This is a genomic window from Streptomyces sp. NPDC007991 (assembly GCF_042958445.1).
GTDB lineage: Bacteria > Actinomycetota > Actinomycetes > Streptomycetales > Streptomycetaceae > Streptomyces.
Map to the genome: position 1 here is coordinate 238,156 of NZ_JBIBJD010000001.1, position 13,604 is coordinate 251,759.

The 13,604-nt window shown below is 68.3% G+C and carries 13 protein-coding genes; 8 read left to right on the forward strand and 5 right to left on the reverse strand.

Annotated elements, in window-relative coordinates; translation table 11 throughout:
* Window positions 1-39: 39 nt before the first annotated feature.
* From ACFZDA_RS01015 to ACFZDA_RS01030, 4 genes are read right to left on the reverse strand one after another with little or no spacing between them, the layout of a single operon-like run.
* Window positions 40-366 (reverse strand): hypothetical protein, encoded by a 327-nt coding sequence (locus ACFZDA_RS01015; protein WP_391072926.1) that lies wholly within the window; start codon window positions 364-366, stop codon window positions 40-42.
* Window positions 321-1,133: an NAD-dependent epimerase/dehydratase family protein gene (locus ACFZDA_RS01020; RefSeq protein WP_391072928.1), complete on the reverse strand. Its 813-nt coding sequence runs from the start codon at window positions 1,131-1,133 to the stop codon at window positions 321-323. The genes ACFZDA_RS01015 and ACFZDA_RS01020 overlap by 46 nt, the downstream gene beginning before the upstream one ends.
* Window positions 1,106-1,255 carry an NAD-dependent epimerase/dehydratase family protein gene (locus ACFZDA_RS01025; protein ID WP_391072930.1) on the reverse strand — a complete coding sequence of 50 codons (150 nt, stop codon included), beginning with the start codon at window positions 1,253-1,255 and terminating at the stop codon, window positions 1,106-1,108. The genes ACFZDA_RS01020 and ACFZDA_RS01025 overlap by 28 nt, the downstream gene beginning before the upstream one ends.
* Entirely contained in the window at window positions 1,252-1,854 is a 603-nt protein-coding gene (locus tag ACFZDA_RS01030; RefSeq protein ID WP_391072931.1) for a dTDP-4-dehydrorhamnose 3,5-epimerase family protein, read from the reverse strand. The genes ACFZDA_RS01025 and ACFZDA_RS01030 overlap by 4 nt, the downstream gene beginning before the upstream one ends.
* Before the next feature lie 557 nt (window positions 1,855-2,411).
* Between ACFZDA_RS01030 and ACFZDA_RS01035 the strand changes: the two genes are divergently transcribed.
* The 8 genes from ACFZDA_RS01035 (at window position 2,412) to ACFZDA_RS01070 (ending at window position 10,769) form a co-directional block, all read left to right on the forward strand.
* Window positions 2,412-3,095, forward strand: a complete 684-nt coding sequence (locus ACFZDA_RS01035; protein WP_391072934.1) for an LmbU family transcriptional regulator — start codon at window positions 2,412-2,414, stop codon at window positions 3,093-3,095.
* A gap of 171 nt (window positions 3,096-3,266) precedes the next feature.
* On the forward strand, window positions 3,267-3,713 hold the full coding sequence (locus tag ACFZDA_RS01040) for a helix-turn-helix domain-containing protein (RefSeq protein WP_391072936.1): 447 nt from the start codon (window positions 3,267-3,269) through the stop codon (window positions 3,711-3,713).
* 157 nt (window positions 3,714-3,870) lie between these two features.
* Window positions 3,871-4,413 carry a hypothetical protein gene (locus ACFZDA_RS01045; protein WP_391072939.1) on the forward strand — a complete coding sequence of 181 codons (543 nt, stop codon included), beginning with the start codon at window positions 3,871-3,873 and terminating at the stop codon, window positions 4,411-4,413.
* Entirely contained in the window at window positions 4,404-5,534 is a 1,131-nt protein-coding gene (locus tag ACFZDA_RS01050) for an MAB_1171c family putative transporter (RefSeq protein ID WP_391072942.1), read from the forward strand. The genes ACFZDA_RS01045 and ACFZDA_RS01050 overlap by 10 nt, the downstream gene beginning before the upstream one ends.
* 184 nt (window positions 5,535-5,718) lie before the next feature.
* Window positions 5,719-6,381 carry an AfsA-related hotdog domain-containing protein gene (locus ACFZDA_RS01055; RefSeq protein WP_391072945.1) on the forward strand — a complete coding sequence of 221 codons (663 nt, stop codon included), beginning with the start codon at window positions 5,719-5,721 and terminating at the stop codon, window positions 6,379-6,381.
* Between the two features lie 52 nt (window positions 6,382-6,433).
* A complete protein-coding gene (locus tag ACFZDA_RS01060) occupies window positions 6,434-7,075 on the forward strand; it encodes an isoprenylcysteine carboxylmethyltransferase family protein (RefSeq protein WP_391072947.1) in 642 nt (213 codons plus the stop codon).
* A gap of 8 nt (window positions 7,076-7,083) precedes the next feature.
* Window positions 7,084-9,801, forward strand: a complete 2,718-nt coding sequence (locus ACFZDA_RS01065; RefSeq protein ID WP_391072949.1) for a PEP/pyruvate-binding domain-containing protein — start codon at window positions 7,084-7,086, stop codon at window positions 9,799-9,801.
* Window positions 9,798-10,769 carry a hypothetical protein gene (locus ACFZDA_RS01070; RefSeq protein ID WP_391072951.1) on the forward strand — a complete coding sequence of 324 codons (972 nt, stop codon included), beginning with the start codon at window positions 9,798-9,800 and terminating at the stop codon, window positions 10,767-10,769. Before ACFZDA_RS01065 ends, ACFZDA_RS01070 begins: the two co-directional genes overlap by 4 nt.
* A gap of 110 nt (window positions 10,770-10,879) precedes the next feature.
* On the opposite strand, the gene ACFZDA_RS01075 is transcribed toward ACFZDA_RS01070, so the two are convergent.
* Entirely contained in the window at window positions 10,880-13,450 is a 2,571-nt protein-coding gene (locus ACFZDA_RS01075; RefSeq protein WP_391072954.1) for a GH32 C-terminal domain-containing protein, read from the reverse strand.
* Window positions 13,451-13,604: the final 154 nt, after the last annotated feature.

The window sequence follows — 13,604 nt, forward strand, 5'->3', positions numbered from 1 at the left end:
CGCCCGGCTCGGCCGGGCGGGACGGCCGGCTCGCCGGACTCAGCCCGGCGCCGGAGCCTCCCCGCCGGCCGGCGCCGCCGCGGTGCGGCGCAGCCCGTCCTCGAGCCCGACCCGCGTTCGCCACCCCGTGGTCGAGCGGAACGCCCGCGCGTCGACCTCGATGTCGCAGAAGTCGATCGGCTCGGCGTACTCCGGCGGTACCACCCGCGTCACCGGGACCGGTGGCCGCCCGGTGCGCGCGGCCACCGCGACGGCGACGCGGCCGAACAGATCGCGCAGCGGCTCGCCCCGGCCGGTCCCGAGCACCCAGCGCCGCCCGGTCAGGTCGTCGCCGCGCCCGACGGCGTCCAGGGCCGCGGTGAACACCGCGCCGCCGCCCACTGCCCCGGCGCCCGCCGACGCCGCCCCGGCCGGACGCCAGCTGGCCGCCGCCACCTGGACGACGCCCGACCGCCCCCGCCGTGCCGCCCGGCGTCACCACGCCGCCGCCTGGCTGGCGGCGGCGGTCGGCCGGCCCCCAGGCGTCGGCGCCGACCCGGCGGCGGCGACGCGGCCGGCACCGCCGCGGCGACGTCGTCCACGTGCAGCAGGTCCCGGCGGACCGTTCCCTCGCCCCACATGGTCACCCCTTCACCGCGCAGTGCCCGGCGGATCATCATCGCCACCACACCCTTGTCCCGGCCGCCCTCCGGTGCTCTGCTCACATGGCCGTAGACGGTCGGCAGGCGCAAGGAGACGGCCCGCAGCACGCCCTCCTCGGTGGCTTCCCGCAGCAGCCGCTCGGCGGCCAGCTTCTGCCGCGGACAGGCCGTACCGGGCGCGTCCGGCTCGGTGCCGTCGATCCTTCCGTTCGGGGGCACCCCGACCTGCATCACGGTCCCGGCGAACAGCACCGTCGGCGGCGGACCCGACCGGCGCCCGTCACGGAGAGCCGCGACGAGGTCGCGCACCAGACCCAGGTTGACGCCTGCCGCATGCGCGTCGTCCTCACTCGCCCGCCAGCCGCCGGGACCCGTGATGTGGGCGACCAGATAGATGACGACGTCCGAGCCGGTGACCGAGTCCGCGAGGGCACCGGGCCGGGTCAGGTCGGCCTGGAACGGCGCTACGTCGGCGACGGCCCCGTGAGGCACGGGAAGGGCCTGCGCGCGACCGTGCGCAGCCGTACCGGCCGCTCGGCGAGCTCGGCGCTGATCGCGGACCCGATGAACCCGGACGCACCCAGCACCGCGATCCGGGGTCGGCGTCCGTTCACCCGCACAGCGCCTCCATCGCCTCGATGCTCGCCCGGTAGCCGGGGAGATCACCCCGCGACCGCGCTTCTGCCAGTGTCGGCGCCGCCCGGTCCCGATCGGACAGCAGGAGCGGGAGTCCCCGCGGGACAGGCAGCGCCAGGGCGGGATCGAGTGCGGCCAGGGCGAGTTCCCTGCCCGGGTCGTATCCGCCGGACATCAAGTACGACATCAACGTGTCGTCCTGCAGCGCGACGAACGCATGACCGACGCCGGCTGGCACGTACACGGCACGGCAGCTGTCCCCGCCGAGTTCGGACGTGTCGCAGCGGCCGAAGGTCGGGGAGCCGAGCCGCAGGTCCACGACGATGTCCAGGGCTCGCCCCGACAGGCAGTAGACGTACTTGGCCATGCCCGGGGGAGTCCGGGTGTAATGGATGCCACGGAGCGTTCCGCGGCGGGACCTGCTGTGGCTCATTTGCGCCACCGGGAAGAATTTGTGGCCGACAGCCTGCGTGAAGGTGGATTCCTCGAAGGGTGATACAAACGACCCTCGCTGGTCCCTGTACACCTCGGGGGTGAACTCCACGACCCCTGCGACCGACAGTTCTCTGGCTTTCATGAGTGCTCCTCGACGTCTCGATGGCCACAAATGCACGATCGGATGCCGGCAACCGGTCCGCACAACGAGCCTTCTGGCAGGGCGGCTGGGATGAGCCCCCGCATACGGAGGCGAAATGACCCGTTCTACGTAGCGATTCTGCAGATCCGGGAAGAAGACCGCCACAGCGCCTGGAGGTCTGCCCGGTCGCTAACGCGGCTGGTGAGCGCGTGATTCCACGTCGTGTTTCCGTGCCGCACCCGAGCCGAGCTTAGCGGGCGCAGGCTTCGCGCGGCAGAAGGCCTTCGACTGAGGTGGATACCAACTGCCCTATTCTCACACACCAGTTGACGGGAGTGACAGCCTCCTCTTAGAGTCGCTCTTCAGCACGACGTCATCGACGTGGAGAGTGCGGATAACAGTCGGCGGGAACGACCCGGGCGGAGCGCCTCGAGCTGTGCGGATGCCGCTCGATTGTCGCGTGAGTGTCGTAGTTCCGGTACCCGGCGCATCGTCGTTTGGCGAGAAGAGCGTGTACTGACGTCCATTCCTCGGCTATTCGACTAGAGGGTGATGTGGTGACAGCCAACGGTGAAACGTCTGCTGCTGCGCCGGGACCGAAGGGGAGAAGTCAGCAGCAGCCATACGTCGGCGCAGGTGAGAGAAGAACCGAGCAGGGGCTGGACGACGGGGTGTTGGCGACTCGGGTCGGACTGCGTATACCCGCGGGCCTCGACTACGAGGTGTGGGAGCGAGCCGGCCAGCGCATCGCCAGGTTGGCCGATTCGTCGGCATGGTGTCTGGGCGACTGGATCATCTACGGGGAGTCTCGGTACACCGATCGCTATCGCAGGGCCGTCAAGGCCGCCGGTCTCGATTACCAGACCATTCGCAACTACGCCTGGGTGGCGAGACGTTTCGACCACGCACGACGTCGGAGTGAACTCAGCTTCCAGCATCACGCCGAGGTCGCGGCGCTGACACCGGAACAACAGGACTACTGGCTGGACCAGTCGCGGCGCTTCGGCTGGTCGCGCAACGAACTGCGGAAGAACGTGAGGGCGGCCCGGAAGGGGAAGACCGCACACGCAGAGGCGCCGGAGGCCCTTCCGCGGATCAAGGCCAGTCCCGAACGAGTGCAGCGCTGGCGACTGGCTGCCGAGCGCTCGGGCAGCACCCTGGAGGGATGGATCGCGGCGCGGCTCGACGCGGCCGCGGCGGTGATGCTCGGTACGGCCAAGGACGTACCTGTCAACCGGTGAGGATGGTGAACGGCTCGGTGTGCGCCTCTCGCCGCCGAGTCCACTCCGGCTGCTCGCAGACGGTGTTGCGGCGCGCGCCATCCGGTGCGCGGTCAGAGTTTCGCTCATGCCAGCCGAATTGCCACATGAGCACGGGGGATGGCGTCCGATGGCTCCCAAGGAGGCGTAGTCATGTCCGCCGTTTCCGACGCACCGAGGCATAGCCTCGCCGACAAGCTCAATCATCTGTTCCAGGTGGTCGTCCCCTCAGGCCGTGGGCCTTATGGCAATGAAGAGGTGGCGCAGAAGATCACCGAGGCCGGGGTGTCGATCTCCGGCAGCTACATCTGGCTGTTGCGCAAAGGGCAACGGGACAATCCGACATTGCGTCACATCGAAGGTCTGGCGAAGTTCTTCGGGGTTCCGCCAGCCTATTTCTTCGACGATGATGTGACGGACCAGGTCGACAGGCAACTGGAGTTGGTGCATGCGATGCGGGACAGTCGCGTTCGTAACCTGGCATTGCGGGCGGAGGGGCTCTCCGCGGCAAGTCTCGACGCTCTCCTGGCGCTCGTTCATGAGGTGCGAAAAATGAACGAACTGCCACCCAAGGGCGGTGATTCCGAGGGGGAGGGTTGACATGCAGAGAATTTCGCATTCGTAGGCATGGTGCCGCCCAGAGGTCCGTGCACGCCGACCGTGTCAAGCAATGCCGTTGTGATGCGGCCGGGGTAGCGCCGCTTCGAGCGGTTCGTGTCCGTCTTCGTCGCCCTGGAGCACCTCCGGAGGATCTTGCATGGTGTATCGAGACGTCTTGTTGCGCCGTCGCTGCCAGGCGATGCTGCGCAAGTTCGACCTCCCGCAGCCCTTCTCGCTGAAAGGATTCTGCCGACAGCTGGAGGAGCGAAGACAGCGTCAGATACATCTCCACTCGGTTCCCCTGCAGAACCTCATGGAGGGCGTCTACGGGTTATGGCTGGCGACGGAGACCGACGACCACTTCTTCTACGAGCGCCAGACCAGCCGATTACACCAGGAGCACATCGTCCTGCACGAAATCGGCCATATGCTCTTCAATCACGAGTCGCACAGCCCGGAAGGCGGCGGCACCGGCTCGGTCTCGCAGCTGTTCCCCGATCTGGATCCCGGGTTGCTCCGCAAGGTTCTCGCTCGGTCGAACTTCTCCGCACGCCACGAGCGGGAGGCGGAGATCATGGCCAGTGAAATACGCACCCGTGCGCTGTCGGGAGTGGACCGGAAGTCGGGCAACGTGGTGGCCAGGCTGGAAGAGGGACTGGGACTCGACGGCCCCCGCAGCAGCCTGCGGCGGTGGCGTTGAGCGCCTGGCAGCAGAGCGTCGGCACCATGGTGCTGTGGGTGGCCGTCCTCCTGCGGGCTCCCTTCGTCTTCCGTTCCCCGCAGCAGCGTGGGCTGTGGCTGGCCGTCGCCACGGCGGTCATCGCGATGACCTTGAATCTGCCCTCCGTGAGCGCCGCCACCACCGATCTGCTCGGGCGGGGGCATGCCGTCGGCCTGGTCAGGAACCTCTTCGGAGTCGTCTCGGCGGCTGCGGTGCTGTACTTCGTCGCCGAGACTACGGCTCGCCGGCGCCTGCGGCGCTGGCACCAGAGAGGCACCTGCACTCTTCTCGCCGCTCTCATCGTGATCGACGCGGTCAACGAGGAGCCGCACGACTACGTCGTCACCGGGGCAGGTGATTCGCCGCTCCTCGCCCTTTACTGGCTTCTCCTGATAGCCGCCCATCTGGGGACCAACGTGCTATGCGTGATAATGTGCTGGCGGTACGCCCGGGGCGGAGCATCACTCTCGCTCATATGGAGCCTGCGGCTCTTCGGTATAGGAACAGCCCTCGCTGGCCTCTTCTGGGTGGGCCACCTCATGCGGCTGTTCTTTCCCGTGGGCTGGATCGCGGAATGCCAGCCCCTTATTATGGAGGCTCACGGCCTCTTTCGGGCTGCGGCGATCTTGGTGCCGGCAGTGAGAGCTGCGCACTGCATATGCGTGGACATTTCCATCGTGTGGCGGCTGTGGCCGCTCTGGAAAGAACTGACTGAGGCTGTGCCGGCGGTCACTCTGACCAAGTCGCGGCCCCGGCTGTTCGAGATTCTGTGGCCCCCCGTTCCCTGGAAGATGTTCGCCTACCGCAAGGTGATCGAGACCCGGGACGCCATCCTCGTGCTCCACAACTACATCGACCCGGCGTTGCTGGAAGAGGCGCGTGACCATGTGTCCACCCTCGGCATACCGGAGGCGCAGCGGGACGCGGCCGTTCTGGCCTGCGCACTCCACAGGGCACGCCGGATGAAGCCCGTGGGCGGCCCCTCCAAGGCGAAAGCCGTGCCGGTGAGTCCGGCCCGGCTCGACCACGGTGATTTCGCGTCGGAGGTCTTGTTCCTCCTCGATGTCAGGCAAGCCTACGAGCTCGTGGCGCGAGCATAAGCCGGTCTTCACGCGAATCCAAACGTCTTCTGTCCAGTGAAGAGGAAGGGTGAGATCCGTGCCCCGAGCATTCGTGTTCGTCGTAGGTGACAATATGGCCGACAGAGCCGCCCCAGGAGACTTGGTGCCGCTGTCCCGATTAGGTTCTGTGCTTGCGGAGAGGCAGCCGTCCGATTCACCACCGGTGATACTGCCGGGGCAGGGCATCGAGGAGTACGAGCGTGAGATCGTCCGCGCCGTGCTGCGCCGGCACGGTCTGCCGGAGTCGATACTCATGGACATACCTCTACCGGCGCCACTGCCCTGCTTCGAGGTGCACAAGCGTATTCCGGAGAACGTTCTCATCGCCGGGCTGAGCAAGGTCGACGACCGGTTGTTCCAGGCGACTCTGCGCATCTCCGACCGCCAGGAAATGGTTCTCGACCACACCACCGGCTCACATGTGACCGGCATGGTGATCACGGAGGCCGTACGGCAGATGTCGGTCGTCGTCGGCGAGCGGCATCTGCTGACGCCGACGGGCACGGCACGTCGGTTCATCCTCAACTCCCTCCAGACCACGTTCCACAAGTTTCTGCTCCCGCTGCCGACCCGGCTGGAGTACACGCTGGAGCACATCGAGCGCAAAGGCCCCGACCGGCTTCGGTTCAAGGGACGGTGCGACTTTCTGCAGACGGATGTCCTGGCCGCCTCAGGCTCGATGGCTTTGACGGTGATCGACGCGCAGCGGGCCGAACAGATCGAGGCGGTCGGCATCCGCAGGACGACCCGCACGCTGGCGAAACGGCACACGGAGCAGCGCGGCGTGACGGAGCACCTGGCCCTGGGCCGGGCCGACGCGTCCTGACCACCGGTGGCCAGCCCCGTCCGCCGGCCCGCCGTCCTGCGGAGGTTCCCCCATGTGGTTACTGCACAAATACCCCCTGCTGATCCTTGGCGTGTGTGTCGCGGCGACCGGCACGGCCATGGTCGGCGGGCTGCTCGACCTCACCTCTCCCTGGCAGCGGGTGGCCGTGGCGCTCGCCGGGCTCCATCTGGTGTGGCTGCTGCTGGAGACCTGGACGACCGTCCGCAGCTCGACGTCGACCGAAATGGCCACCGACCGCGGCACGATCTACGTCTACGGCACCGCCCGTGCCGCCACCGTGGTCGCGGCCTGTCTGCCGGCGGCCGACGTCCAGACCTACCACCCCTGGATGCTGACGCTGCCGGTGCTCTTCGCAGCGGCAGTCGGCTTCCGACTGTGGGGCGTTTGGACCCTCGGCCGCTTCTACTCGCACCGGGTCCGGGTGCTCGACGATCACCAGATCGTCCGGAGCGGCCCCTACCGGTGGGTGCGGCATCCCGCCTATCTCGGGATGGCCCTCGCCCACATCGTCTTCGTGCTGTTCTTCCTCAACACCTACAGCGCCGCAGCCCTGATGGTCCTGCTGCCGACGCTGGTCGTGCGCATCCTCGTCGAGGAGCGGACCCTCCTCACGCTCCCCGGCTACTCCGACTACGCGGCGACCCGTCGTCGTGCCATCCCCCGGATATGGTGACCAGCTCGATGAACGCACTGCGCATCCCTACCTTCTCCTGGCACGGCAGGAAGCGTCCGGTACTTCGCGGGCGGGCCCTGCTGAACGAGGCGGAGGTCGGTCCGAAGTTATCCCGGCAGGCGCGGATGGCGGCTGCGGGCTTCCCGGTGCCCCGCTTCTTCTGCGTGTCGGCAGGAGTGCTCACCGAGGTGCTGCGCCCCGTGCGCGCCGAGCTCGACGCCCTGCTCACCGGCCTTGACACGGCTGACCCCGAGACCTTGGAGAAGAGGGCGTCCGCACTGCGCGAGACGGTCCTCGCAGCCCCCGTACCGACCACAGTCGAACGGCAGTTGTACGACGCCTTCGACGAGGTCTTCGGGCCCGAAGCCGTGGTCTCGGTGCGCTCCTCGATCGTCGGCACCGGCACAGACGCCGGGGAGGACTCGACGCACGACGCGTTCGCCGGGATCAGCGACAGCTTCCTGTATGTCACCCGACATCAGCTTCTGGACCGGGTACGGCAGTGCTGGGCCTCCGGGTTCGGGCCACAGGCGCTGCTGTACCGGGCCGCCCGGGGCGGCACGCAGCGCGGCTTCGCGGTGTCCGTCGGCGTCCAGCGCATGCAGTTCGGCCGCCGCTCGTTCGTACTGTTCACCTGCGATCCGCTGACCGGCGCTCGCGACCGGGTGCTCGCGGCCGGCCTCGGTATCGGCGAGGGTGTCGTACAGGAGAAGGTCCCGGTCGACCACTACTTCATCAGCCGCCGCGGCGACACGGTGCGCTCCGTGCTCGCGCACAAGACGCAACTGATGGAGGAGAACCCCGACCGGCTCGCCGACGGCCCCCGCACGGTGCCCGCCCCCGAGGAGTTGCGGTACGCACCCGTGCTCACAGACGAGCAGATCCAGCAGGTCGTGGCGGTCGGCGACCGTATCGAGAAGCTCTTTGGCTGCCCGCAGGACATCGAGGGCACCTACACCGCCGACGGCCGGCTGCACATCCTCCAGGCACGACCGGTGGTGCTGGACTTGGACCGACAGCGGCTGTGGAGCAACGCGAACATCACCGAGTCCTACCCGGGCGTCACCACGGCGCTGACCTACTCCTTCGCCCAGCGCTTCTACCGTGAGGACTTCCACGACTTCTACCGGCTGCTCGGCGTACCCCGCAGGGTCCTCGACCGGCACGAGGGCGAGCTGCGCGGCATGATCGGTCTCTTGCGCGGACGGGTCTACTACTCGCTGAGCGTCTGGTACACCCTGCACGGACTGAGCCGGACCTTCCCCCTGTGGCGGGAAAGCTTCGAGCGGATGATGGGCATGTCCCCGTCGGTCACCCACGTCCGGCCTACCCCGCCGCTCACCGACCCCGCCCTGTTTCCGGTGACGGCGGCGACCATGGTGCGCCTGGCGTGGCGGCTGCTGACGCACGGCGCCGCGGTGAAGGACTTCGAGACCTGGTGGGAGGAGGTCCTCGCCGCGCACCGGGAGGCCGCGAAGACCGCCGATCCGCTGCAACTCGCGCTGCTGATGCGGTCGCTGTGGAGAGAGGCCGGTGACCGCTGGGGCATCACACTGGTCAACGACATCCTGCTGCAGATGCACGAGACGCTGGCCATAAAGATGTTCGACCGCTGGACGCCCCAGGCGGACCCCGGACTGCACAGCGATCTGCTGTGCGGCGGGGAGGAGAACCGCAGCGTCGTCATCCTGATGTCGATCGTCGAGATCGCCGAACGGATACGCGCTACCCCGGGCGTCCTCGCCGCGCTCGCCGTGAAGCCCCCCGAGGAGGTGTGGGACGAGATCGACCGGGGCGTCTATGGCAGTGACCTCGCCGACCGGATGCGCGCTCACACCCACCTCCACGGCGACCGGGGCCTGCAGGAACTGAAGCTGGAGGTGCCGGTCCCCCGTGACCAACCCGCCCAACTGCTGTGCACCGCCGCCGAGTACGCGCGCGGCGACCTCACCCGCGCCCTGCTGCGCGAACGCGAGGCCGAGGCCCGCCGGGCGGGTGAGACGCGGCTGGCCGAGCTGCTCACCGGGCACCCGCTGCGTCGCGCCGCGCTGCGCGCCGCGCTGGCCGGGCAGCGCCGGTACATAAACATGCGGGAGAACACCCGCTACCGCCGCAGCGAGCTGTACGGCTTCGGCCGCCAGGTGTATCGCAGGCTCGGCGCCGATCTGGCCGCGCGTGGTCTGCTGGAGAAGGCCGGAGACGTGGTGCATCTGACCGAGGAGGAGATCCTCGGCACCTACGACGGCACAGCCGTCACCGACGACCTGCGGGGCCTGGCCGCCGTACGCCGAGCCGAGTTCCACGCGCGGGACGCCGAACTGCCCATGGACTTCGTGACCATGGGCCCCGTGCGGGACGCGCTGCCGAACCCGGACCGGGACCCAACCGCCTCGGGCACCCTGAGCGGCCTGGGCTCCAGCGGCGGCGTCGTGCGGGGCACCGCGCGCGTCGTCATCGACCCGCACGACCTCGACGCGCCCTCCGACGACATGATCCTCATCGCCCGCGAGACCGACCCCGCCTGGCTGTTCCTGATGCTGTCCTCACGGGGCATCGTCGTCGAACGCGGCACCCTGCTGTCTCACACCGCCATCTCCGGGCGTAAGTTCGGCATCCCAACCATCGTGGCGCTTCCGCATGCGACCGCCCGGATCCCCGACGGCGCTCGCGTGGAGATGGACGGCGCGGCCGGGACCGTGAAGATCTTTGAGGAGGACGAGGCATGACCGCCACTGAAGCCTCCCACCCGGTGGCCCACGAGTCCCGCTCTGCCGCCCGCAGCGCCCGCCGTCTGCGCGCCTTCTTTGCCGAACGGGCTCCCGCCCGCATCTACGCCGTCTACGCGGTCCTGTGGGTCCTCGGCCTCCAGGGCACCCTCGCGCTCCTCGCGCCGGAGCGGGACTGGAGGCTCGGTGGCTCCCTCATGGCCGAGATCGCCACCGTCTATCTGGCGCTGCTGTTCATCCGGGTCGTCGACGAACAGAAGGACCTGGAGTACGACCGCCTGCACAACCCCGCCCGGCCACTGCAGCGCGGCGCGATCGACGTACGGGAGCTGCGGATCGCGATGGCGCTGATCGTCGTCGCGGAGCTTGCACTTACCGGCTGGCGCTCGCCGCTGCTGGCCGGCTGGCTGCTGCTGGACCTGGGCTACATCTGCTTCCTCGTGCGACTGGAGCGCTGGTCGGCGATGGTCCGCGACCGGATCTTCGTCAACCTGCTGGTGAGCTATCCGGTGCAGGCGATGCTCAGCGTGCACATCTGGCTGTCGTTCCGGGAGGCGAGCGGTGGCGGTCCGGGGGCGCACGCGGTGCTGGGGGCCGTGCTGTGTGCATGTGTCTTCATGCACTTCGAGTTCGCCCGCAAGACCGGCGCCCGGGTTGTGCCCGGCGCCACGCTGTACTCGAACGTCGTCGGGTTGCGCGGTTCGGCCGCGCTGACCGTGGGCTGCGCGCTGGCCGGGACGGCCGTGGCGCTCGGCGTGGTCCGTCCCTGGGAGCTGCGCGGGATGGCCACACTGGCCGGCTGGCTGCCGCTGACCGCGCTGGGCTTCCTGTGGGCCGGCGCGGAACAGTTCGCGTCACTGCGCACAGCGACCTGGCCGTCCGGACCGGCGATGGGCTATCTGGCCTGGCTGTATCTCGGGGTGTTCGTCGCGGCGCTGGCCGTGGTCCGGCCGGGGTTCGGGGGATGAGACCGGCACAGGGTGTCGCGCTGCCCGCCGTCCACCGCGAAATCCGGCTGACTGCGCATTCGGCGAGCAGGGTCTTCTCCACGGGCCCGTGTCCTTGTCGGTTGTGGGTATCACTTGTGGACGGAGCCGAGGTGCCAGACGACGGCCTTGTCCAGCTTCACCGAGCCGTTCTCGGCGAAGACCTGCACGCCCTGGCTTGCGGGGTCGGGGAAGATCTGGTCGGTGATCACGGCCTCGCCGCTGCCGCCGAAGACCTCGACGGACGACCAGTCGACGAGGATCCGAAGCTTCACCTTCCCGTCCCTCGCCTTCAGCGGTGCGGTCTGGACGCCGGGGAAGTTGCTGTTGAAGTCAACGGCGCCGGAGTGGCTGCGGTCGACGTACAGCTCCTGTGTCGTGGTGTCGTAGCCGATGACCGTCTCCTCGCCGTTCGCACCCGTGCGCACCTTCAGGCCGAAGCGTTCGGCGTCCTTGAGGGAGAAGGTCGCCTCGATGTCGAGGGCCTTGCCGTTGGCCGCTGAGCCGATCAGGGTCTTGGAGGTGTCCTTGACGGTGGCGCCAACCGCGGACGCAGGGTGCGCCTGCCGCAGCGACGTCACGCTGTTCACGGGCTGGCTGGTCAGCCGGATGCGGCCGTCGATGGTGCGCAGGGCCACCTCCCGGGGGATGCTCTGGGCGCCGCGCCAGGGTGAGGTGGGGATGGCGCCGCCGTAGTCCCAGTTGTTCATCCAGCCGATCATGTACCGCTTCCCGCCCGGCGCGTTCTCCCAGGAAACGGCCGCGTAGTAGTCCTTGCCGTAGTCGGCCCAGTCGGCGCGCTGGACGACGGACTTCGCGGGAGCGTCGGCTTCGGTGAACTGGTCGGCGAGGATGTGGCCCCAGCCGGCGGTGTTCATGTCGACGATCTGGATCTGCGCCTCCTTGCCGGCGTAGGGGCGCATGTCGAAGGAGGCCCAGTCCATGGTCTCGCTGTTGGCGCCGGTGGCGCTGCGGACGACCTTGCCGTCGACGATCAGGTTGACGGACGTCTCCTGGGAGACGGGCTGGGCCTGGGCGTCCGAGAGCATGATGTGGTCGACGTTGATGTGGCCCCAGCCGCCGCTGTTGTCGTCGACGATCTTGATCTGGGCCTTCTTGCCGGCGAGGTCCTTGACGTCCCAGGAGGCCCAGTTGAGCGCCTCGCCGTCCTGTCCCGTGGTGCTGCGGACCACCTGGCCGTCGACGAGGAGTTCGACGGCGGTCGGGTTGTCGGAGCCGGCAGGGTGGTTGCCGCCGCCGACCAGGAAGTTGACGTAGTCCTTGTCGATGGTGAACTCGGGTGAGGTAAGGGTGCCGGTGGTGGAGTCGCCGTTCAGGTAGCTGTTGACCAGGCCGCTTCCCAGGAAGCCGGAGACTTCCTGCTGGTTGGTAAGGGTGCCGGTGGCCGGTGCGGTGCCGAAGGCCTCCCCGGTGACCGTCCAACCACCGTAGGTGCCGCCCTCGAAGTCGGCGAGGATCGTACCCGCGGGCGGCGGGCCCTGCTCCATGACGGTTCCGGCCACGTGCGGGTGCCGACCACCGCCGACCTTGAAGTTCAGGTATTTGCTGTCGACGGTGAAGGAGGGCGAGGTCAGGGTGCCGGTGGTGCCGTCACCCGAGTGGAAGCTGTTGGCGAGGCCCTTGCCGTCGTAGCCGGAGACGGCTCCCTGTCCGTCCACCGCCCCGGCTGCCGGCACCGTGCCGAACGCGGTGCCCGTGGTCGTCCACGATCCGAAGTCCGTGCCCTCGAAGTCCTGCACCACCGTGCCGGTGGGCGGGGTGTAGGTGCCCTTGTCCTCGGCGGTGAACCTCTTGCCGTCGAAGTCGCCGATGAAGTACTGGGCGGCCGAACCGCCCGCGATGCCACCGGGGTTGATGTTGACGACCAGGACCCACTTGGTCTTCTTCGGGTCCCCGTCGACCGCGAGGGGGAACAGGTCGGGGCACTCCCACACGCCGCCCGTCGCACCGGCCGGGCCGAACTCGCTCTGCAGCTCCCAGTCCTTGAGGTTCTTCGACGAGTAGAACTGCACCTTGTGCTCGGCGGACAGCGACACCGTCATGAGCCAGCTCTTGGTCGGCTCGTACCACTGGACCTTGGGGTCGCGGAAGTCCTTGGAGCCGATGTCGATGACGGGATTGCCCTGGTACTTGGTCCAGGTACGGCCGCGGTCGGTGCTGTAGGCGAGCGACTGGGCCTGCTTGCCGCCGTTCTTGTAGGCGCTGGTGTAGATCGCGACCATGGGCGGGTTCGTCGTCGTGCCGAACCCGGTGGTGTTGTCCCAGTCGACGACCGCGCCGCCGGAGAACACCATCTCCTCGTCGTCGTGCGACAGGGCGAGCGGCAGCTGCTTCCAGTGCACAAGGTCCGTGCTCACCGCGTGGCCCCAGGACATGTCACCCCAGGAGTTGCCATTGGGGTTGTACTGGTAGAAGAGGTGGTACTCGCCCTTGTAGTACACGAGGCCGTTGGGGTCGTTCATCCAGTTCCTCTCCGGGGTGAAGTGGAACTGGGGCCGGTAGGTCTCGGAGTACGGCAGGGTGTCGGCGGCGAGGGCCTCAGGGGCGAGCGGGGCGAGCGGGGCGGCGGACAGGGCGCAGACGGTCGCCACCGCCGCCATCATCCGCACGCGGGCATGCCGGGATACACGTCCAGAACTCATCGCGTCTCCTGTGCTCTGGCTCCGCTGGGCCGAGCCTGGAACTCGGTGCGGACCGACCGGAAGTGACGCCCTGGTTGGCGTCGACGTCCACGTCGCCGACCAGGAGTGTCATCGTTGACTTTTGTCATCGTTGACTGGTGTCATCGATGACATC

What these genes read in the sequence shown, in the direction of transcription:
- ACFZDA_RS01030 (WP_391072931.1), bottom strand. Translation starts at nt 1,854, where the DNA reads ATGAAAGCCAGAGAACTGTCGGTCGCAGGGGTCGTGGAGTTCACCCCC.
- ACFZDA_RS01040 (WP_391072936.1), top strand. Translation starts at nt 3,267, where the DNA reads ATGTCCGCCGTTTCCGACGCACCGAGGCATAGCCTCGCCGACAAGCTC.
- ACFZDA_RS01045 (WP_391072939.1), top strand. Translation starts at nt 3,871, where the DNA reads ATGGTGTATCGAGACGTCTTGTTGCGCCGTCGCTGCCAGGCGATGCTG.
- ACFZDA_RS01060 (WP_391072947.1), top strand. Translation starts at nt 6,434, where the DNA reads ATGTGGTTACTGCACAAATACCCCCTGCTGATCCTTGGCGTGTGTGTC.
- ACFZDA_RS01065 (WP_391072949.1), top strand. Translation starts at nt 7,084, where the DNA reads ATGAACGCACTGCGCATCCCTACCTTCTCCTGGCACGGCAGGAAGCGT.
- ACFZDA_RS01070 (WP_391072951.1), top strand. Translation starts at nt 9,798, where the DNA reads ATGACCGCCACTGAAGCCTCCCACCCGGTGGCCCACGAGTCCCGCTCT.
- ACFZDA_RS01075 (WP_391072954.1), bottom strand. Translation starts at nt 13,450, where the DNA reads ATGAGTTCTGGACGTGTATCCCGGCATGCCCGCGTGCGGATGATGGCG.